This window comes from Lysinibacillus parviboronicapiens (genome assembly GCF_003049575.1).
GTDB classification, from domain to species: domain Bacteria; phylum Bacillota; class Bacilli; order Bacillales_A; family Planococcaceae; genus Lysinibacillus; species Lysinibacillus parviboronicapiens.
Genome location: NZ_PYWI01000001.1, coordinates 18,581 through 39,349, shown reverse-complemented (window position 1 = coordinate 39,349; position 20,769 = coordinate 18,581). Strand labels below are relative to the sequence as shown.

Below are 20,769 nucleotides of genomic sequence, written 5' to 3'. Positions count from 1 at the left end.
GACAACATTTTACAATAACTTTTGAAAAAGTGCGATTATTTCTGTTATCGAAAATCGTCAAAACATTTGTTAAAATATACATATCTGCTAGTAGCATATGCATGCAGTGTTGATTTTTGAACGGGGAAAAGGGGAGAATGATTATGACAAACGAGGTAGTAATTGTAAGTGCTGTGCGCACTGCGATTGGTTCATTCCAGGGAACATTAAAGGATGTACCAGCAACAACTCTGGGTAGTATCGTTATTAAAGAAGCATTAGCACGTGCAGGCGTAGCAGGTGAACAGGTCGATGAAGTCATTATGGGGAATGTTTTATCGGCAGGGCTTGGTCAAAATCCAGCACGTCAAGCAGCGATGGCAGCGGGCTTACCACAAGAAGTGCCAGCGTTAACAATCAATAAAGTATGTGGCTCCGGATTAAAAGCAGTCCATTTAGCAGCACAGGCAATTTTAGCGGGTGATGCTGATATCATTGTCGCAGGTGGCTTTGAAAATATGAGTCAAGCTCCTTATGTCCTAAAAAATGCACGTGAGGGCTTCCGCATGGGTGATCAGAAAGTAGTGGATACGATGATTCATGATGGTTTATGGTGTGCCTTCAATGACTATCATATGGGAATCACAGCCGAAAATTTATGTGACGCTTATGAAATTTCTCGTGAGGAGCAGGATACTTTTGCTGCACGCTCACAACAACGCGCAGAAGCAGCGATGGCAGCAGGGAAATTTGACGACGAAATCGTAGCCGTAGAAATTCCCCAACGCAAGGGAGAACCTATTATTTTTGACAAAGACGAATTCCCGCGTGCAGGTGTTACAGCTGAAGCATTATCGAAACTACGTCCAGCCTTTAAGAAGGACGGCTCTGTGACAGCAGCAAATGCTTCGGGCATAAATGATGGTGCTGCAGCAGTTGTCGTGATGTCGAAAGAAAAGGCATTAACACTTGGTATTCAACCAATAGCACAAATTTCGGCAAATGCAAGTGCAGGTGTTGACCCTTCGATTATGGGAACAGGACCTGTAACTGCGGTGAAGAAAGCATTGGCAAAAGCGAATGTATCATTAACAGATGTAGATTTAATTGAAGCAAATGAAGCGTTTGCGGCACAATCGATTGCTGTGGATCGCGAACTAGGCTTCAATCATGATAAACTAAATGTGAACGGGGGAGCAATTGCTCTTGGTCACCCGATTGGTGCAAGTGGTGCACGTATTTTAGTGACGCTTTTACATGAGATGGAAAAGCGTGATGCCAAAACCGGTCTTGCAACACTATGTATCGGTGGTGGACAAGGCGTAGCAACAGTTGTACAACGCCCTTAATCGAAATTTTACTTAGTTGTCGTTTATACGCCACTAAGAAATACTAGCCTCTAGCGAATGTCACAGATGTTTGTTAAAACTGAATGAAACAATGCTGAGGTGTAACTGATATCTAGAAGGTGAAAGAAATGGGAAAAAAAAGAAAACAGCAACAACGAGTAGACGATAGTGTAACTGCAGGTTTACCAAAGCAGCAGGCAGTAACATTAGCTGATCAGCTTGGAGGCGACGTGCTTGCTAAGTTAAAAGCCGCCAAGCAAGATTTAACTGCGAAAGAGCAGGCAGCAGAAGAAGAGCGTCAAGCAAAGCTAGCTTTCGAGCGCAAGCAACGTGAGAAAAATAAATCGTTTGAGGAACTACTCAACGAATACGGTGACAAAGGCTCGAAGTTCTAAGAAACAACAGTGAATCCAAATGTGGGTTCACTGTTTTTTATCTTGCTAGAAGAGTGAAAGGTGTCTTTAGTATGTTTCAAATCAATTATTTTTGTAATGTCAGTATTCATTTCAATTGTGACTTGATCTACTCCGAAAGAATTGTGTGGTCCAAAATAAGTATTTATTTCTAATGTAATTTCATACGCTCCTCTGATCCTGTATAATTGTTTAATTTTTACTATTTTTGTATCCTAGGCAGCCCATTGTGATAAACTTGAGAGATTTTTATAAAGCTCATCAATGCTTTATCGTACTTGGCAGGAGCATAAAAAATGATAAGAGCACACATAAGATAATATATCTTATCAAAGTTATTCACCGCTATAAAGGTAGTATTCCATTCGATCGGTCGTTAACTCTATATAAAAATAAAAAAGGCGAGTTCTTAAAGCTCTCACCTTTAGTTTTTCTCGTAAATTATTGTTTTTTGTTGGTTTGTTGATTTGTGTCGTAATTGGTTAGATTAATTTTATTTTTTACTTTTGCGTCCCATTCAGCAGAAAATTCTTCATTTAGAGTTTCGTCGGGCTTACTGTCATTAGTAGTATTATTGTATTTAAAAACGTCAGAGGGGTTGTGCTTGTTTTCGCTCATCTTCTTATTGTTATTTTTACGCATGGTTTTTCACCTCCTCGCATTTAATGTGCGCACTATAGGTGGTTTTATGCTCAAATAGCAGGCATTTGAAATATACGTGGATAGTAAACTTTAAAGCGCTGTAAGGATAGATGGTTGTGCAGTAATAAAGGTTATTAGGCGTATTTGTAGAATCAATAACTAAACGAAAACTTCGTGGATACTGAAATGTTAAAAATTACATAAGGAGAGATGAAATGTTTCCTACATTAGAAACACAAAGACTAGTATTAAGGGAAATTAAACAAGAGGATGCACAGGGGATTTTTAATTGTTTCTCCAATCGTGATGTCACACGATATTATGGGCAAGATACATTGGAAAGTGTTGAACAAGCTGCAAAGTTCGTTGAATTTTTCTCGAATCTCTATACGGAAAAACGAGGTATTCGGTGGGGAATTGAAATAAAGGGTAGCAGTGGAATAATTGGAACAATTGGATTTAATGCATGGCTTCCCAAACATAAACGCGCAGAAATTGGCTATGAAATACATCCTGACTATTGGCGCAATGGTTACACTACGGAAGCTGTAACAAGCGTGTTATCGTATGGTTTTGAAGAACTAGATTTAACGCGCATTGGTGCTGTTGTTTTTATAGAAAATGAAGCTTCCAACAAGTTACTAACGAAAATAGGCTTTCAACAAGAGGGCATATTGAGGGACTATATGTATCAAGATGGGCAAGCCCATGACACGTTTATTTATTCACTGTTAAGATGTTGATAAGTCTGATCATAATGATTTTTGGGAATATTTACAATTTAACGTATGAATGATAAAATAAATAAACTTCAAATAGGGGATTACAGATGTGTACCCATTCTTTATCCCTTCATTTATTATGGAAGAAAACAATAAAGGGAGACGCTGCCAATAACGTATAACTCTTTATAGATTAGTTTTGAGTCTTTTGAGAAGACCTATAAATTATGATTGGAGAGCAAAATGATTGCATTAAACACTGAAAGATTAACGTTAATCCCATTAAACGCTGACAATCTGAAATTACTAATTGATCATCAAAATGGATTGGCAGCAGCGTTATCATTAAGTAATTCAGAGGTATTTCTTGATGAAGAGCTTAGACATGCTTTGAAATTCAGACTTTCAAAATTATTAGCAGATGAGTACAATTATTTATGGCACACGAATTGGTTAATCGTATCGAAAGAAAAAAACTGTACAGTTGGTGGCATTATGATGAAGGGACTTCCCAATGACAAAGGAGAAGTGGTAATCGGTTACTACACCTTTGTACCTTATCAAGGAAACGGTTATATGACGGAGACGAATAATACAATGAAAAATTGGTTATTAAGCCAGCCTGATGTTATGTTTGTGATTGCAGATACCGAAAAAGACAATCTTGCCTCACACAAGGTATTAGGAAAAGCAGGCGCACAACTATTTACAGAAACGGAAGAATTATATTTTTGGAGATTTTTTTGAAATATGTTGTCGCAAAGATAGATAACGATCTCATTGTGGTTGCTTTTAGCACCTAAAATAGATTTGTGAATAAAACAAAATGGGACAGTCCTGCATCGCGCGGACTGTCCTTCTACTGTTAAAATAAGCCGTTATTTAACGGTGTGTTCACATTATACCTTTATACCTTGCGTACTTTCCTCACTAGCACGACAATACCAACAAAAACAATCGCACCAGCTGTGTCAACAACTACATCTTGAGCGCTCATCATACGTCCAGGTGTAAAGCTTTGGCGCAATTCATCGAGCAACGCAATAAGCATTGTGCCAAAGATAGCAACAAACGCAGCATAACGGCGTTTACCCCATGCAAAATAGAGTCCAAGTGCTATACAGCCAAACCCCACAAAATGAGTGAGTTTACGAATTAAAAATTCGACAAACTTAAAGTAGCCACGTTCTTCAATAGAAACAACGGTGTCCCAATAAGGAATATGTAAGCGAGACAATTGTTGTTCAAAAGGCTTATTTGCCAAAACTTCCTCCAACTCAGGAATAATAGATTGCTGTTCATAGGTCATGCTTGAAGATATTACAAGTATGACTAAAAAGGCGAGTAAGATAAGCCATTTTTTCATCGGTGATCTTGATATTGCTCGGTTTTTGTTAATTGCTTGGCCGTTGCGAAATCCAATAGCCCTAAAGAATTTTCGTAGGCGGTTAAGGTTTGGGCAAGTTGCTCCTGTGAACTAGCACCAACGACGGTTGAAGCGATTGCCGTTTCTTTCAGATTAAAGGCTAATGCGAGCGCGTGTAAATCGTCATAATGTTTTGCTAAACTTGCTAATGTCGGCGCTAACTCCGCTGCCGTATAAGCGTTATAGCTATGTTCGCGTTGTAAGCGTTCTTTCCAAGTATTAGTCAATAAACCTTTTGCAACAGTACCTCGTGTAACGACTGAAGCGCCTTCATTCCCGATGAAATCAAACCACTCTTCTGGGCGGCGATCGAGCATACTATACTGCATCATGACAATTTTCGCCGAACTTGCTGGCAAAAATCGTTGGAGTACGTTTGGTCGAATAGAAGAAATACCGTATGCACGAATCAGTCCATCTTTTTTCAAATCTTCAAAGGTATGAACAATACCATCCCAATCGTCCTCTATTGTTCCTCCATGAAGCTGATAGACATCAATATAATCTGTGCCTAGCCGTTGTAAGCTCGCATGTACCGCCTCTTTTATATAAGAAGGGGAAGCATCCCAGTGCCAACCGTCCACACCCTCTGTCCAACGATTGCCAACCTTTGTTGCTAAAATTATATCCTGTCGGCGTTTTCCTAACGTTTCCCCAATAATTGCCTCATTAACACCAAAATCATATAAATCGGCTGTATCGAAATAATTAATTCCTGCATCTAGTGCCATATCGACAATGCTAGCTGCCTGCTCCTTATCTGTCGAAAGAGACATACCTCCTAAACTAATTTCTGATATGAATAAATCACTTGAACCTAGTTGTCTTTTTTTCAAGTCAATTACCTCCTTCGAATCTTCTACTTAATGGTACAATGAAAAGTATCTGAAGAACAAGCGAGGGTGGAGCTATGAAAAAGTTTGAAGAAAAAACGACACAGACAACAGCTATATTTGAAGGAAAAATTGTGAAACTACAGGTCGATGAAGTGATATTACCGAATGGCAATATGGCCAAACGTGAAATTATTAAGCATCCAGGCGCAGTAGCAGTCATTGCCATTACGCATGAAGGCAAGCTTGTGATGGTTGAGCAGTATCGGAAAGCGCTAGAACGTTCAATTATCGAAATTCCTGCAGGTAAGCTTGAGCCAGGTGAAGAGCCAATTGTCACAGCACGTCGAGAATTAGAAGAAGAAACGGGCTATGGTGCAAAGGAATTTATATTTTTACAAACATTTGCAACGTCACCAGGCTTTGCGGATGAGGTCATTCATCTGTTTGTAGCAAAAGATTTATACCACATTGAAAACAAAGCAGCTTTAGATGAAGATGAGTTTGTCGAATTACTAGAAGTTTCGTTGGAAGAGGCACAAGCAATGGTGTCAGATGAGCGTATCTATGACGCCAAGACTGCGTTTGCAGTACTTTGGCTAGCATTACAGGAAGTCAAATAATCTTTAGCATAATAGAAGCGGACGAGCATAAGCTGTACAAACCTTGATAGAAAAGGAGCATGCTTATGTCTCGTACGGTTTCTATATTTTATCACGCATCGATTGTTGCAGTGAGCTTCGTTTGTGGCGTCATCTGCTTTCATATTATTGGTGGGGCGAATGCAGAGCCTTTTATTTTATTTATAGAACCACGTTTAGCAGATGGGGACAGGCAGTCCATTTTTCGTTTAATATTGCCTGTTGCTGTTTCCGTTGCTATTGTGTTATTGCTTGCAACACATAGCGTGTTGAAAGTTTTAGTGCGTGTCACGGTCGCAATGCGCGCAACTTTCTTTGGCTTTAGTTCGGTATTTTTACTCCAAAAACTAGAAGCATTTTGGCTTTATACGATTTGGTGGTTCCCATTTCAACTCATCTATTGTATATTGTTGCTAGTCCTTTGCAATTTACTTGTTCCCGCGTGGTCAAAGCGAAAGATCGGGAAAAAGATGAATGGGCGGACAATTTTGTTGAATTTTATCGCTTTTTTCATCATAATAGTTGCTGAGTTTATCGTAATATCTTATGTATTAAAATGATTCATAAATTTGTAAAAATGTAGCCACAGGTAAAAATATGTAATGTCATATTTGAAATCTAATCACTATCTTGTAATAGGATTTACTCCTTTGGTATAATGGAATGAGTTTAGGGGGGCGTCACATGGAGAGCCGAATTGATCGTATAAAAAAACAGTTGCACAGTGCTAGTTACAAGCTGACGCCGCAGCGAGAAGCAACAGTTGCTGTATTGCTTGAGCACGAAGAGGACCATTTAAGTGCGGAAGATGTTTATCTTTTAGTAAAAGATAAAGCGCCTGAAATTGGTCTAGCTACTGTCTATAGAACGTTAGAGTTACTAACAGAGCTCAAAATTGTCGACAAAATCAACTTTGGCGATGGCGTATCGCGCTATGATTTACGCCAAGAGGGAGCTGCGCATTTCCATCATCATCTTGTTTGTATCGAATGTGGTGCTGTTGATGAAATCCAAGAAGACTTACTTGAAGATGTGGAAGCCGTTGTTGAAAAGCGTTGGAACTTTATTATAAAAGACCACCGTCTAACTTTCCACGGTATTTGCTGGCGCTGTCATGATAAAAACGACGAAAAAGATGAAGAACAATAACGAGAAGCTGTCTGATGAAGATCTAGAAATGGATTGAATCAGACAGTTTTTTGTTGTGTCAAAAGCTTGCCATGCGTTAGAGTCGACAGGCAGACATCATGTTGAGATAGAACTTGTCGTCGACGGCAATAAAGCAGGGCTGTAGCACTATTATCGAGCGCAGTAAAAGGCGTTTTTAGCACTTTTTTTAGTTTGCGTGCTAAAATAGAGAATAATTGACAGTAAGGGGGGCGTTGTGGATGAATGACTTTCATTATGCAATAGAGGATTATATCCATTTTATCCAAGTTGAGCGGCAATTATCGATTAATACATTAGCATCCTATCGCCGAGATTTAGAAAATTATGTGCAGTTCTTACAGGAAGCTGAGGGCATGTCTAGTTTCCATAAAGTGGAACGGACGACGGTTTTACGCCATTTAGAGCAGCTACGTATGCAAGGCAAGACGAGTCGTACAGTTGCGCGCCATATTTCTTCTATTCGGAGTTTCCATCAATTTCTGCTTCGCGAAAAACGTACGGAAACAGATCCAACTGTGCATTTAGAGATGCCAACAATTGAACAAAAGCTGCCGAATATCCTTTCTATTGAAGAAATCGAATCCTTACTAATAGCTCCGAATCGCAGTAAGCCTCAGGGAGTTCGTGATGTCGCTATGCTTGAGCTATTATATGGCTCAGGAATGCGTATTAGCGAACTGATTGCACTTGATTTAGCTGATATCCACCTGACAATGGGTTTTGTCCGTGTTTTTGGCAAGGGCGGCAAAGAGCGTATTATACCGCTCGGGAAAAGTGCCCTGTCAGCATTAAGTGCTTATTTAGATGGCGCACGAGGTCAATTGCAAGGGAAATACCCAAAAACAGATGCGTTTTTTATTAATCAAAGAGGGAAACGTTTAACAAGGCAAGGTTGTTGGAAATTAATGAAGGAGCATGCTTTAAAGGCAGGCATCCAACATGAGCTAACACCGCATACATTGCGACATTCCTTTGCGACACATTTAGTGGAAAATGGGGCGGATTTACGGGCGGTACAGGAAATGTTGGGACATGCTGATATATCCACAACACAAATCTATACACATATTAGTAAAACACGACTATCCGAGGTATATAAGCAATTCCATCCACGCGCGTAATTTTTTTACCTTAGTCGGATGTCTGACCTTTATTTTTCACTGTTTTTTGGTAAAATAGAGTCGTGAGATTAGGAGGCAATAATTATGAATAAAACATTTAAAAAAATCCACGTAGTGGTTATGGACTCAGTTGGTATTGGTGAAGCACCAGACGCTGCAAACTTTGGAGATGTGGGCTCTCATACATTGGGACACATCGCTGAACAAATGAATGGGCTTACAATGCCGAATATGGAGGCGTTTGGCTTAGCGAACATTGAGCCGCTACAAGGTATGCAAGCAGCAAACGCACCGCAAGCGTACTACGGTAAAATGCAGGAAGCCTCAGTAGGTAAAGATACGATGACTGGGCACTGGGAAATTATGGGGTTGCATATTGATAAACCATTCAAAGTGTACCCAGAAGGTTTCCCAGCAGAGCTTATTGCGGAGCTTGAAAAACGTACTGGCCGTAAAGTGCTGTGCAATAAACCTGCAAGTGGCACACAAGTTATTGAGGATTTTGGCCAAGAGCACATGGAGACTGGGGCATTGATTGTTTATACATCTGCTGATCCTGTACTACAAATCGCGGCACACGAAGAGATAATTCCACTAGAGGAATTATATAAAATTTGTGAAATTGCCCGCGAATTAACATTGCAACCTGAGTATTTAGTTGGGCGTGTTATTGCTCGTCCGTTCATTGGTACACCTGGAAACTTTACACGTACGTCAAATCGTCATGACTATGCATTAAAACCATTCGGTCGCACAACGATGAATGCATTGCAAGATGCAAATCTAGACGTTATTGCAATTGGGAAGATATCTGATATTTTCAATGGCGAAGGTGTAACAGATGCCATTCGTACAAAAAATAATATGGATGGTATGGATAAATTTGCAGAGGTCTCACGTCGTGATTTTCGCGGTATAAGCTTTTTAAATTTAGTAGACTTTGATGCAAATTTCGGGCATCGTCGTGATCCACTTGGCTATGGCAATGCGTTACAAGAATTTGACGCGCGTCTTCCGGAAATTTTACAGGCAATGACTGAGGACGATTTATTGATTATTACGGCAGACCACGGAAATGATCCAACATTCCCGGGGACAGACCATACACGTGAATATGTGCCACTAATTGTCTATTCACCTCGTTTTAAAGGTGGTAGTGAGCTTACGTTACGTGAAACTTTTGCAGATATTGCAGCAACTGTCGCAGAAAACTTTGACGTTGAAGCACCAGCATTTGGTAAAAGTTTCTTGCATGATTTAAAATAAGGGGGATTTTCTTATGAATATGGCACAGCTGTTTGAAAAGAAAAAACAAGGCCAAGAGCTAACACAGGCTGAAATAAATTACTTTGTAGAAGGCTACACAACAGGATCTATTCCTGATTATCAAGCGAGCTCCCTTCTAATGGCTATCCGTTTACTAGGCATGACTGATGAAGAAACATTCTTTTTAACGAAGGCAATGATTGAATCAGGTGATGTAATTGATCTAACATCTATTGATGGCTTTAAAATTGACAAGCACTCTACTGGCGGTGTAGGTGATAAAGTAACGCTTATCGTGACACCTATTATTGCTGCACTGGGTATTCCTGTTGCAAAGTTTAGCGGCAAGGGCTTAGGTATAACTGGTGGTACAATCGATAAATTAGAATCTATTCGAGGCTTTAAAACAGAGCTTTCGTCACAGGAGTTTATCGATAATGTCAATAAACATAAAATTGCAGTAGCAGGTCAAACAGGTAATCTCGTACCTGCCGACAAAAAACTTTATGCATTACGAGATGTGACGGGTACTGTCGATTCCATTCCTTTAATTGCTGCATCAATTATGAGCAAAAAAATTGCAAGTGGGGCAGATGGTATTGTGCTAGATGTGAAATGTGGCTCAGGTGCATTTATGAAGACGCAAGAAGAAGCGAAGAAATTAGCGGATGCGATGACAGCGATTGGTGAAAAGTTAGGGCGAAAAGTCATCGCACATATTAGCGATATGGATAATCCGTTAGGGAAAATGATCGGTAATAAGCTCGAGGTTGTGGAGGCACATTCTTTACTTAGCGGTCGCCAGGACGAAACGCATGAAGATTTACTTGAGGAATGTATTATTATTTCTTCTCTTATGTATCAAGTTGCTGCTGGTGAGGATGAAGCGACGGCAACGGCTGCTGTCAAACGCGTGTTAGAAGATGGCTCTGCAGTTGCAAAATTCGAGGAATTTATCGTGGCGCAAGGCGGCGATTTAGCAGATATCGTGCAAAATGATACAGCAAATAAGGTGGCTGTGAAAGCTGCCTCAAACGGTGTTGTGGGAACGATTAATGCTTTGTTAATCGGTGAAGCAAGCGTGGAACTTGGTGCAGGTCGTTTAACGAAGGAATCCGCACTCGATTACGATGCAGGTATTCAACTTGTAGCCAAAAAAGGCGATGCTGTGAAGACAGGCGAAACAATTGCTTATTTATATTCAAATCGTGAAATTGCTGATGAAACAATCAATAAAGTACAAAAAGCCTACACTATGGCATAAATAATATTGAGCGAGAACTCTCCTTACCTTAGGAGGGTTCTTTTTTTGGTTTGGCGGGTCCAAGCTTGTGTTTCACATGTTTATGTTCAAACAGCACGGTTTAAATACAGCACTCTGCAAGTTGTTTTCCATGTTAGAAATGTATCCTTATATGCCATAGTGATTAACCTCTAATACAACGAAATCTAACCGTAAAACCAGTATTCCTGCAAAAAGTGTGGCCTACGTTTAAAATATCTTCATTTATCCCATACTGCATTTAACCTAAAAAGCCATAAGTATGTCGATTTGACACTATTTCGGAAGACTTTGCACTAGTTCTGTCAGGTGCAAGGATTCACCGCATAGAACGTAGAATTGCACGAGGAGGAGGCGATGTTCATGCATTTTCAAATTGAAATGGTAACAAGAGAGACAGTAGTTATACGTTTATATGGGGAGCTCGATCATCATGCAGTAGAACAAATTCGAGCAAAAATTTCATCAGCAATTTTTCAAGGTGCTGTATCGACTATCATTTGGAACTTACAAGGACTGTCCTTTATGGATAGTTCGGGAGTCGGCTTAGTGCTGGGTCGAATGCGTGAGTTAGAGGCTGTCGCAGGACGAACGATATTATTGAATCCATCGCCGACAATGCGAAAAGTATTCCAGTTTTCTGGCTTAGGTCCGTGGATGATGGATGCAACCGAAGAAGAGGCAATTGAGCGAGTTAGGGGGATTGTAAATGGATAACGAAATGACATTAACTTTTTTAGCAATTAGTGAAAACGAAGGCTTGGCACGTGTGGCAGTGACAGGCTTTATCGCACAATTAGATCCGACGATTGATGAGCTATCGGAATTTAAAACGGTTGTCTCGGAGGCTGTTTCTAATGCCATAATTCACGGTTATGAAGAGGATGGTAAAGGCGTTGTTACAGTTCATGCAAAACGTGAGGATGATATTGTAACCGTGTCTGTTATGGATAATGGAATGGGCATCGAGGATGTAAGTCGTGCGATGGAGCCGTTGTTTACAACGAAAAGCGCGATGGAGCGTTCAGGTATGGGCTTTACAATTATGGATAGTTTTTCGGATCAATTGACAGTAATGTCTAAGTGGCAAGAGGGCACAACTGTAACGTTTACGAAGAAATTTTACTCGGTTCGCACAGCGGTCATGTGAGGATGCTAACATGAAGCCACTAGAACAGTCGTCCGATAAGCTATTGTCACAGGAAGAAATGCGTGAGTTAATTGCGCTTTCACAGCAGGGCGATCATGAGGCTCGTAAACGTATGATTGAAGGGAATACGAGGCTTGTGTGGTCCATTGTTCAACGCTTTACTACAAGGGGCGTAGAGCTCGAGGATTTATTTCAAATTGGCTGCATAGGGCTCATGAAGTCGGTGGATAAATTCGATTTATCGTATGATGTGAAGTTTTCAACATATGCGGTACCGATGATTATCGGGGAAATTCAGCGTTTTCTAAGGGATGATGGCATGGTAAAGGTTAGCCGTTCTATACGGGAGCTCAACTTTAAAATTCGCCATGCAACCGATGAATTTATCAAAAACAATGAACATCCACCGACCATTCAGGAATTGGCACAGGTGCTTGATGTCACAGCGGAAGAAATTGTGACAGCGTCTGATGCCCTAAGGGATCCCGCTTCCTTACATGAGCAATTGTATGAGAGTGAAGGGGATTCCATCACCCTAATGGACCAAATGAAGGATGAAAAATCCGAGCAGCCGTTTGACTATATACCACTAAAAGAGGTGCTCACACGACTTGATCCAAGAGAGCAATCCATCATTTATTTGCGATATTTTTCCGATTGTACACAAACGGAAATAGCAAACAGGCTAGGCATTTCGCAAGTGCAAGTATCACGTTTAGAGAAAAAGATACTAGCCCAATTAAAGAGCTGGATGGCCACAAGTGCGACAGTCGAGGAGCAGGTGGTAAAAAAAGACATCTAAGAAAATGGTGACAGCATGACAAATAAACTATTTAACAGCTTAGAAGAAGCCGAAAATTTTCTTAAAGATCAGTTTGGGGACGGTGAATCTTTTGACGTAGGCATCAAGCATTTATTTGTCAAGGATTTACCGGTCCTTTGTGCCTATATAAGTGGTCTTGTGGACGGAGAGGCCTTAACGCAATTACTCTCGAGTATGTTGCCCGATGAAGAGGTAGATATTGAAGATGAGCAGGAATATTTTGAAGCTTACTTCAATTTTCATGGCCGTTCGGAGGAAACAGAGCGCAAAGCTTACTTACTGGCCATTTTAAGTGGGCAAGTAACATTTATAACGAAAAGTGGTTATTGTTATGTTGCTGAACTGCGTAATTATCCGGGGCGTTCACCAGAGGAACCTGATAATGAAAAGGTTATACGTGGTTCAAGGGATGGCTTTACTGAAGGGATTTCACAAAATACTGCTTTGATTCGTCGACGAATCCGCAATAGTAATTTACGTTTCGAGCTACATAAAATATCCAAGATTGGTCAAACCGATGTTGCACTGGCGTTTATGAAGGATATTGCGAATGATGAGATGCTCGATAAATTACGACAGCGCCTCGGACAAATTAATCATGATGGACTCACAATGGCTGATAAATCATTAGAGGAGTGGCTATTTAAGCAAAAGTTCCACCCTGTGCCATTTGTCCGTTATACGGAACGTCCTGACATTGCAGCAGCCCACTTACTTGAAGGACATGTGGCTATTTTAGTGGATACCTCACCTTCTGTTATTTTAGTGCCTGCAACAGTTTTTCATTTATTACAGCATGCTGAGGAATATAGGCAGGCGCCTGCCGTTGGGACATTTGTTCGGTTTATGCGTTATTTCGGGACGATAATGGGATTATTATTATTGCCCTTATGGTATTTATTTGCAACTAATGAATCTTTATTGCCTGAAACGCTATCATTTTTAGGTGCTCAGGAAAAGTCTCATGTTCCAATTTTACTGCAAGTACTTATTGCCGATATTGGGATTGAATTCTTGAGGATGGCCGCCATTCACACCCCGTCTCCGTTATCCACTGCGATGGGTTTGGTTGCGGGTGTAATTATTGGACAAATTGCGATTGATGTAGGACTTTTTTCTGCGGAAGTTGTGTTGTATACAGCAGTAGCCGCAATTCTTACGTTTATAATACCGTCATACGAGCTAAGTATTTCCATCAAGCTCTTTAGGCTAGTGTTATTAATAATGACAGGTATATGGGGTGCAGATGGTCTCTTTATTGGATTATTTATTTTATTTACGTATTTATGTTCGCTGCGTCCATTACAAGCGCCGTATTTATGGCCACTAATCCCGTTCTTCCCAAATGCAATGCTTCGGGTTCTTGTCCGTTTCCCGATGACAGCCGATGCACTAAGGCCTTATGTAGTTGCTTCCAAACAGCGAAAAAGGTCATAGGAGCCGTTGCGCTTGTTTTTTCCATGTGATAAAGTTCACATATAGTATTTTGTGATTTTTGCAAAAATTATCTTTTTTCAATAGATGTTTTTTGCGTGCGCAGGCGAATTTTCAGCATATATTATGTATTGTGCAAGCACAGTTCGTAATGTGGAGGCAATGACGCTAAGGCCGTAGATCACAGGATGGAACGATGTGAAAAGGGAGAGATGCACATGCATTTATATGGAACACAAGCGATTTCTGAAGACGGTCATTTAACAATCGGACAGGTAGACACACTAGAGCTTGCGAAACAATACGGTACACCACTATTTGTGTACGATACAGCGCTTATTCGTAAGCGTGCTCGCGGCTTTATAGATACGTTTAAAAAACTAGGCGTAAAAGCAGAAGTAGCTTATGCTTCAAAAGCATTTGCATGTGTGGCTGTGTATCAGTTAGCGGCACAGGAAAATCTGTCATTGGATGTTGTCTCAGGAGGGGAATTATTTACTGCTTTAAAAGCTGGATTCCCAGCTGAGCGCATACATTTCCACGGTAATAATAAAAGCATTGCCGAATTAGAACTTGCCTTTGACGCAAACATTGGTTGTATCGTAGTAGATAACTTCTACGAAATCGAGCTTTTAAAAGAAATTTCAGAGCGCCGTCAGCAAAAAATACGTATTTTATTGCGTGTTACTCCAGGTGTTGAGGCGCATACTCATGATTTCATTACAACAGGACAGGCGGATTCTAAATTTGGGTTTGACTTAAATAATGGTCAAGCAGATGAAGCATTCCAGCAAACATTTAACCATGAATACTTAGAGCTGCTGGGCTTACACTGCCATATAGGCTCTCAAATTTTCGATACAGCTGGCTTTGGCTTAGCAGGTGAAAAATTAATCGATAAAATTTCTGATTGGCACAAGGCTCACGATTTTACTTGTACTGTGTTAAACTTAGGTGGGGGCTTTGGTATTCGTTACACAGAAGAAGATGCACCGCTTGAGCCACAAGTATATGTAGAGGATATGATTACAGTTGTTAAAAACAAAGCAACTGTACTTGGTCTTACTATGCCAGAAATTTGGATTGAGCCAGGCCGTTCCCTTGTTGGCGATGCAGGGACATCACTTTATACAATCGGTTCACAAAAAACAGTACCAGATGTGCGCAAATATATTGCGGTCGATGGTGGGATGAGTGACAATATTCGTCCAGCACTATATGATGCGAAATATGAAGCGGTCATTGCCGGTAAGGCAAATGCACCGAAGAGTGAGACGTACACAGTTGCTGGGAAGCTATGTGAGTCAGGTGATAAATTGATTATCGATGCTAAACTGCAAGAGGCAGCTTCAGGTGATGTACTAGCAATCTTCTGTACAGGCGCGTATGGGTACTCAATGGCGAGTAACTACAATCGTGTTCCACGTCCAGCGGTGGTGTTTGCTGAAGATGGCGAGCATCAATTAGCCATCAAACGTGAAAGTTATGAAGATATTGTACAAAACGACCTCCCGCTAACGTTAAAAAAGGGTGAGTAGAATTTGAGAAAAAATAAATGGGTATTACTTGCATCCATTTCAACTTTTATTTTGTTATGGGGCGTTGTTTATTGGGTGTTAGCTTCAAAAGGTATTCTCGGACCTGGTTCGTAAGACAGAAATTGACTTGCGGTAAAAGTACAAATCGTGTAGGATAGTCAAAGATTATGTACAGCTAGAAAAAGAGGGAATAGACAAATATGTTAATTCGATATAAAAAAGCTTTCGAGAAAATAGCGATGGGGCTACTCTCGTTTATGCCTAACGAAAAAGACATAAAAAAGCTCACAGAGACAATCCAATCATATGAAAATGATGATCATTGGGTGTTATATTTGTGGAAAAAGAATGATGAGTATGTTGGTATCGTTGGTCTTGTAATAGACGAAGATACTGCAACAATTCAGCATGTTTCCGTAATCCCTTCTTACAGAGGAGAGGGTGTGGCGAAGGAAATGCTACAAGAAGTGGCAGACCTTGGCCAATACGAAAATGTGCGCGCAACTGATGAAACACGTGAATTTGTTCAAAAATGTATACAATGTATCGATGAAAAAGCAGACGAGTGTTAACGTCTGCTCAGATTGACGACAAAAGGTATTCGGGAATGATCACATTCCGAATACCTTTTGATATTTTATCAGAAATATTCGTACCAAATAGCCCCTATTAACAAGAGTAGTATGCTACAACTATTTTTCGCCATTTTTGGAACTTTGCCATGTCCAATTAGCTAGCTTCTTCAAATTCATGGTAGCGGAAGTAAGCATCAGCTGCATGGACAATTTTTAAAATCCCTCAAAAGGTTGTCCAACGTAATATACATAGTAGCCACTCTCAGGGCCAGTCGTACTCACCTTGATTTCTTTCATTTCTTCTTTTTCAAACGGCTCTGGTGAAAAAGGTTTCTTTCCATGGTACACCCGGTCTTGATTCAGCTCTTCTTAACATTGTGCCTCTGGAGCGCAGACGGCGACTTCTGCGGGAAAAGCATGAGCTGAAGGCCCCGCAGGAGCGTAGCAACGAGGAGACTGAAGCCGTGCCCGCGAAAAGCGTCCGCCGTAGCGGAAAGCAACGGTTTCCTATAGATACTTCTATTTTAAAAGAAAAAAATGCAGACGAGTGTTAACGTCTGCTTTTTCTTTGTTTACTTTCTTGTCGCTCCGCAAGAATATGTGAGCGATCACGAAGCATATGTTTATGAAGAAGATAGTCGTAACTACTTGTTGGTAAAAATTGTATACGAACGGCCGTTAGTTCTTGCAATGCTGGTGTCATCGGTAGTTGAAAAGCTTGAAAGGACTTGCCTATTTGAATAGCACATATCGTATCCTTTAGAAGTGTGAGTAGTTTTTCGTAGTCCATTTCTGTAAAAAAGGCATGGCCCACATTGTATTGAAAATTAGCGAGTGCTTTTTGCAAGATACGAACTGCGCCTGTAAAATTACCACGTCTCCAATGATAGAGGCCTGTTGCGAGCTGTACATAACCAACAAGTGGATGGTTTTTATCACCCGGAGCAATGTCTTTCCAGTACTCCTCTAACACTTCATGGCACTCGAAATAATCCGCATTGCCATTGAAATAGGCACAGTAGTCGATAAATAAAGTATGATGCTGTGGATGCATTTTGAACTCCTTTCCACTATACTAAAACGTGAACTTAACTTTATGCAGTTGGTTTTTAGCCACATATTGCATAAAATTGAAGCTTCCAACTAATGTCGAAGTAATTTTTGCACAGAAAGCGACGACAACTACTTGGAAGCGTAATTGATAGAATGTCAGGGTGGTAAACAATGTCTTATGAAGTAAAATTAGAAGCCTTTTCGGGGCCTCTTGATTTATTATTGCATTTAATTCACAGATTGGAAATTGATATCTATGATATTCCAATGGCTGAAATTACACAACAATATATCGACCATATACATGCTATGCAGGTACTGGAATTAAATGAGGCGAGTGAATACTTAGTGATGGCTGCGACACTTTTGGCCATTAAAAGCCGTATGTTGTTACCAATTCATGAAGGAGAGCTAGAGGATGCCGAACTAGAAGTTGACGGACCTGACCCTCGTGAAGAACTAGTACAGCGATTAATAGAATATAAGAAATATAAAGAGGCAGCAAGCAACTTGCAAGAACTTGAGTCAGATCGGGCACAAGTGTTTACGCGACCACCAGCAGACTTATCTGGCTTAGCTTCAGATGAGCAAATGGCATTATTTGATTTGAACGTCAATATTTATGATATGCTTGGGGCTTTTCAAAAGCTGATGCGAAGAAAAAAATTAAAAAAGCCACTGAAGACAACAGTTGCTAGACAAGAGCGTTCAGTCAGGGATCAAATGCGTTCTGTTGTTCATTCATTACGTTCGACGGGTGGACGTGCATCATTTTTCGAACTTTTCCCCTATGAGGATAAGCCAACGCTTATTTTGACGTTTTTATCACTTCTTGAGCTGATGAAACGCCAAGTGGTCATCGTACAGCAAGACGGTAATTTTGAAGAACTAACGGTCACATTACAGAAGGAGGAATGGGATGATGACGAAAACAATAATGCTACAAAATAGAATAGAAGCTTTATTATTTGTCGTGGGAGATGATGGTTTAACCATAAAGCAATTAGCGCACTTATTGAGTGAAGCGGAAGAACTTGTCGCACAAACAATGGAATCATTGCGTACAACATATGACGAAGATTTGACGAGAGGCATTACGATAAAAGAAATTGCCGGGGTATATCAGTTAACGACAAAACATGAGCTCGCAGATACCATTCAAAGATTAGTAGAGAATCCAACAGCGCAATCATTGTCCCAAGCTTCACTTGAGGTATTGGCGATTGTGGCATATAAGCAGCCGATTACACGTGTGGCCATTGAGGATTTACGCGGTGTAAAATGTGAAAGACCACTACAAACACTTGCTTCAAGAGGGCTTGTCAAAGAAGTTGGCCGCTCAGAAGGAACAGGGCGTGCAATTTTATATGGCACAACAAAAGAGTTCTTAAATTACTTTGGATTAAATAGTATTGAAGAAATGCCTCCACTACCAGAGGAGGAACAAGGTGAAACAGAGCAAGAAACCGATTTATTTATGACAAAATTCCAAGAAACATTTAGTGGCGTAAAGTAACGTAAGAAAAATGTGAAAATGACCAGTAACAATCCCCAATCAATGTTGACCGCAAAAAATGTTCAAAGATGAGAAGATTTTTCTGAGCGCATGAAGTGAGAGCAAATTTTCGGCTTTCAAGCGTAAATTTTTTACGACCCCGGGTGGTGTTTTGGTCTAAACAATATATAAGAAACAATACTTTTAAATCATTTAATAAGGAGTGGCTTGTTGCTTCGGTTAGTACGTTTAATGGTGTTGATGTTGTTAGTGGGATTCTTGATTTTTCCGGAAAACGGCTTGGCAAGAGGTGGTAGCGGACATGTCGTCTTGGATGGTGATACTGGTCGTGTTTTAAATGGTGTAAATAGTGATGCACGACTTCCGATTGCGAGCTTAACGAAAATTTGGACAGCACTTGTCGCTATAGAAAATAGTGACCTTCAAGAAGAGGTAGTAATATCACCGAATGCTGCAATGGCTGAGGGTTCCTCCATCTACTTGCAAGCAGGTGAAACAGTTACGGTAGAAACACTGTTATATGGCTTAATGCTACGTTCAGGCAATGATGCGGCAACCGCATTAGCTGAGCATGTAGGTGGATCTGTTGAAGGTTTTGTGCGTTTAATGAACGAGCGAGCTATGATTGCAGGTCTCACGAATACAGTTTTTATGAATCCGTCGGGCTTACATCATGATCAACACTTATCATCTGCGAGGGATACAGCTGAAATGCTACGAGTGGCACTTCAAAATAAATCGTTTGAAAAAATTACATCAACTGTCTTATATCGAGCAAATACAGTCAATGGCATGCTGTGGGAAAATAAGCATCGTTTATTACGAGAAGGCTCAGGGGTCGCTTCAGAAATAAATGACGAGGCAGAGCAGCCTGTAAGTTCATTGAAATCTGCAACAGGTACAGCGTTTGCTGGCAAGACCGGTTTTACAAAGGTAGCTGGTCGCACACTTGCAACCGCCTTTCAAAAGGACGGGCAAACCTGTATTGTTGTGACATTGAATGAGTCAGATGATTGGAATGTACACCGTGGTTTAGCCAATTCGGTGTGGCAAAATTACAACATCGAGACCGTAGTAAAAAAGGGCAAATATAATGTGAACGATAAACTGGCCATTCGTTTAGAGCAACCGATTCGTTTGCAGTTAAAGAAAGAGGAAAAAGAGGCGGTAAGGCAAGTACTACAAGTTTCTAGAAAAAGAAAGGAAGCTGTACTTTCCATTTTTATCGGTGAAGAACGCATCTACGCAACACCCGTAATTGTAGAATCAGCGGATCGTTAAAAGCGATCTGCTTTTTTGTTTATTTGAGGGTTGAAAAAAGGGTGTAACCGTACTAGATAAACTGATCTTCCCATTAGCGCTCCAATTGAGCATGTGTTGACAGTGAATTTAACGAGAGCAAGACAATCTAATAATAGTGCATTGAGTAAAGATGGACTAACCATTGAAAATAAGTTTAATGAAAATGAATAATGTTAAAAAGCTGCAGAAGTGGTGGGTTTTTTATGTGGGTGGATAACCTAGAATAAAGGAATGTCCTGTTTTTCTAATGCTATTTATTTGTTAACCACTTTTTTACCAACAAAAAAACTAGCATATTGTGAATGCGATTTACTAGCTTCAAAATAGTGTATATTAGAAATAAATGAAGAATAATGAAGTGAATATGGATAAAGAACAAGTCTAAATCATAGGACAACGGCAAATAAAAAACTATTTCGAATACTCGTATTACTTGTGTATAATTAGTTTTCCTTTAATAATGAACAAAAGTATGACATAATTTTCACAGATTAACGGGAAAAATAACCTTGTTCTTTAGATGTATTAAAGTTA

24 protein-coding genes are annotated in these 20,769 nt (G+C 40.2%); 19 read left to right on the top strand and 5 right to left on the bottom strand.

Annotated features, from left to right (window positions below):
* Positions 1-143 precede the first annotated feature (143 nt).
* Positions 144-1,328: an acetyl-CoA C-acetyltransferase gene (locus C9J35_RS00205; protein ID WP_201262027.1), complete on the top strand. Its 1,185-nt coding sequence runs from the start codon at positions 144-146 to the stop codon at positions 1,326-1,328.
* Between the two features lie 128 nt (positions 1,329-1,456).
* Positions 1,457-1,723, top strand: coding sequence for a YqkE family protein (locus tag C9J35_RS00200; RefSeq protein WP_054767196.1), 267 nt, complete (start codon positions 1,457-1,459; stop codon positions 1,721-1,723).
* Here C9J35_RS00200 and C9J35_RS24805 read toward each other — a convergent pair.
* Together C9J35_RS24805 and C9J35_RS00190 are read right to left on the bottom strand one after the other, a co-directional pair.
* On the bottom strand, positions 1,720-1,947 hold the full coding sequence (locus C9J35_RS24805) for a DUF3888 domain-containing protein (RefSeq protein ID WP_107922954.1): 228 nt from the start codon (positions 1,945-1,947) through the stop codon (positions 1,720-1,722). The genes C9J35_RS00200 and C9J35_RS24805 overlap by 4 nt on opposite strands.
* 235 nt (positions 1,948-2,182) lie before the next feature.
* Entirely contained in the window at positions 2,183-2,383 is a 201-nt protein-coding gene (locus C9J35_RS00190; RefSeq protein ID WP_107922953.1) for a hypothetical protein, read from the bottom strand.
* A gap of 215 nt (positions 2,384-2,598) precedes the next feature.
* Between C9J35_RS00190 and C9J35_RS00185 the strand changes: the two genes are divergently transcribed.
* Together C9J35_RS00185 and C9J35_RS00180 are read left to right on the top strand one after the other, a co-directional pair.
* Positions 2,599-3,126 carry a GNAT family N-acetyltransferase gene (locus tag C9J35_RS00185; protein WP_054767198.1) on the top strand — a complete coding sequence of 176 codons (528 nt, stop codon included), beginning with the start codon at positions 2,599-2,601 and terminating at the stop codon, positions 3,124-3,126.
* Positions 3,127-3,348: 222 nt separating this feature from the next.
* A complete protein-coding gene (locus C9J35_RS00180) occupies positions 3,349-3,852 on the top strand; it encodes a GNAT family N-acetyltransferase (protein ID WP_107922952.1) in 504 nt (167 codons plus the stop codon).
* Positions 3,853-4,012: 160 nt separating this feature from the next.
* Here the strand turns inward: C9J35_RS00180 and C9J35_RS00175 are convergent, their stop codons facing one another.
* On the bottom strand, positions 4,013-4,471 hold the full coding sequence (locus tag C9J35_RS00175; protein ID WP_054767199.1) for a VanZ family protein: 459 nt from the start codon (positions 4,469-4,471) through the stop codon (positions 4,013-4,015).
* Positions 4,468-5,367, bottom strand: coding sequence for an aldo/keto reductase (locus C9J35_RS00170; RefSeq protein WP_107922951.1), 900 nt, complete (start codon positions 5,365-5,367; stop codon positions 4,468-4,470). The genes C9J35_RS00175 and C9J35_RS00170 overlap by 4 nt, the downstream gene beginning before the upstream one ends.
* A 74-nt stretch (positions 5,368-5,441) precedes the next feature.
* On the opposite strand from C9J35_RS00170, the gene C9J35_RS00165 reads away from it, so the two are divergent.
* The 12 genes from C9J35_RS00165 (at position 5,442) to C9J35_RS00110 (ending at position 16,361) form a co-directional block, all read left to right on the top strand.
* Positions 5,442-5,987 (top strand): NUDIX domain-containing protein, encoded by a 546-nt coding sequence (locus tag C9J35_RS00165; protein WP_107922950.1) that lies wholly within the window; start codon positions 5,442-5,444, stop codon positions 5,985-5,987.
* Between the two features lie 65 nt (positions 5,988-6,052).
* Positions 6,053-6,565 carry a hypothetical protein gene (locus C9J35_RS00160; protein ID WP_107922949.1) on the top strand — a complete coding sequence of 171 codons (513 nt, stop codon included), beginning with the start codon at positions 6,053-6,055 and terminating at the stop codon, positions 6,563-6,565.
* A gap of 124 nt (positions 6,566-6,689) precedes the next feature.
* Complete coding sequence (gene fur, locus C9J35_RS00155) at positions 6,690-7,154, top strand: ferric iron uptake transcriptional regulator (protein ID WP_107922948.1); 465 nt, start codon at positions 6,690-6,692, stop codon at positions 7,152-7,154.
* Between the two features lie 239 nt (positions 7,155-7,393).
* On the top strand, positions 7,394-8,296 hold the full coding sequence (gene xerD, locus C9J35_RS00150) for a site-specific tyrosine recombinase XerD (RefSeq protein ID WP_107922947.1): 903 nt from the start codon (positions 7,394-7,396) through the stop codon (positions 8,294-8,296).
* 84 nt (positions 8,297-8,380) lie between these two features.
* Positions 8,381-9,562 carry a phosphopentomutase gene (gene deoB / locus C9J35_RS00145; protein ID WP_107922946.1) on the top strand — a complete coding sequence of 394 codons (1,182 nt, stop codon included), beginning with the start codon at positions 8,381-8,383 and terminating at the stop codon, positions 9,560-9,562.
* A 13-nt stretch (positions 9,563-9,575) separates the two neighbouring features.
* Positions 9,576-10,826: a thymidine phosphorylase gene (locus C9J35_RS00140; RefSeq protein ID WP_107922945.1), complete on the top strand. Its 1,251-nt coding sequence runs from the start codon at positions 9,576-9,578 to the stop codon at positions 10,824-10,826.
* Positions 10,827-11,207: 381 nt separating this feature from the next.
* Complete coding sequence (gene spoIIAA, locus C9J35_RS00135; protein WP_054767201.1) at positions 11,208-11,561, top strand: anti-sigma F factor antagonist; 354 nt, start codon at positions 11,208-11,210, stop codon at positions 11,559-11,561.
* Complete coding sequence (gene spoIIAB, locus C9J35_RS00130) at positions 11,554-11,994, top strand: anti-sigma F factor (RefSeq protein WP_010858646.1); 441 nt, start codon at positions 11,554-11,556, stop codon at positions 11,992-11,994. The genes spoIIAA and spoIIAB overlap by 8 nt, the downstream gene beginning before the upstream one ends.
* Before the next feature lie 10 nt (positions 11,995-12,004).
* Positions 12,005-12,796, top strand: a complete 792-nt coding sequence (gene sigF / locus C9J35_RS00125) for an RNA polymerase sporulation sigma factor SigF (protein WP_107922944.1) — start codon at positions 12,005-12,007, stop codon at positions 12,794-12,796.
* Positions 12,797-12,811: 15 nt separating this feature from the next.
* Positions 12,812-14,254, top strand: coding sequence for a spore germination protein (locus C9J35_RS00120; RefSeq protein WP_107922943.1), 1,443 nt, complete (start codon positions 12,812-12,814; stop codon positions 14,252-14,254).
* Positions 14,255-14,469: 215 nt separating this feature from the next.
* Complete coding sequence (gene lysA, locus C9J35_RS00115) at positions 14,470-15,789, top strand: diaminopimelate decarboxylase (protein ID WP_107922942.1); 1,320 nt, start codon at positions 14,470-14,472, stop codon at positions 15,787-15,789.
* Positions 15,790-15,989: 200 nt separating this feature from the next.
* Positions 15,990-16,361 (top strand): GNAT family N-acetyltransferase, encoded by a 372-nt coding sequence (locus C9J35_RS00110; RefSeq protein WP_107922941.1) that lies wholly within the window; start codon positions 15,990-15,992, stop codon positions 16,359-16,361.
* 553 nt (positions 16,362-16,914) lie between these two features.
* On the opposite strand, the gene C9J35_RS00105 is transcribed toward C9J35_RS00110, so the two are convergent.
* Positions 16,915-17,418, bottom strand: coding sequence for a DUF309 domain-containing protein (locus C9J35_RS00105; RefSeq protein WP_107922940.1), 504 nt, complete (start codon positions 17,416-17,418; stop codon positions 16,915-16,917).
* Between the two features lie 170 nt (positions 17,419-17,588).
* Between C9J35_RS00105 and C9J35_RS00100 the strand changes: the two genes are divergently transcribed.
* The 3 genes from C9J35_RS00100 (at position 17,589) to C9J35_RS00090 (ending at position 20,214) form a co-directional block, all read left to right on the top strand.
* Complete coding sequence (locus tag C9J35_RS00100; protein WP_107922939.1) at positions 17,589-18,368, top strand: segregation/condensation protein A; 780 nt, start codon at positions 17,589-17,591, stop codon at positions 18,366-18,368.
* Positions 18,340-18,933: an SMC-Scp complex subunit ScpB gene (gene scpB, locus C9J35_RS00095; protein WP_054767203.1), complete on the top strand. Its 594-nt coding sequence runs from the start codon at positions 18,340-18,342 to the stop codon at positions 18,931-18,933. Before C9J35_RS00100 ends, scpB begins: the two co-directional genes overlap by 29 nt.
* Positions 18,934-19,143: 210 nt before the next feature.
* Positions 19,144-20,214: a D-alanyl-D-alanine carboxypeptidase family protein gene (locus tag C9J35_RS00090; protein ID WP_107922938.1), complete on the top strand. Its 1,071-nt coding sequence runs from the start codon at positions 19,144-19,146 to the stop codon at positions 20,212-20,214.
* Positions 20,215-20,769: the final 555 nt, after the last annotated feature.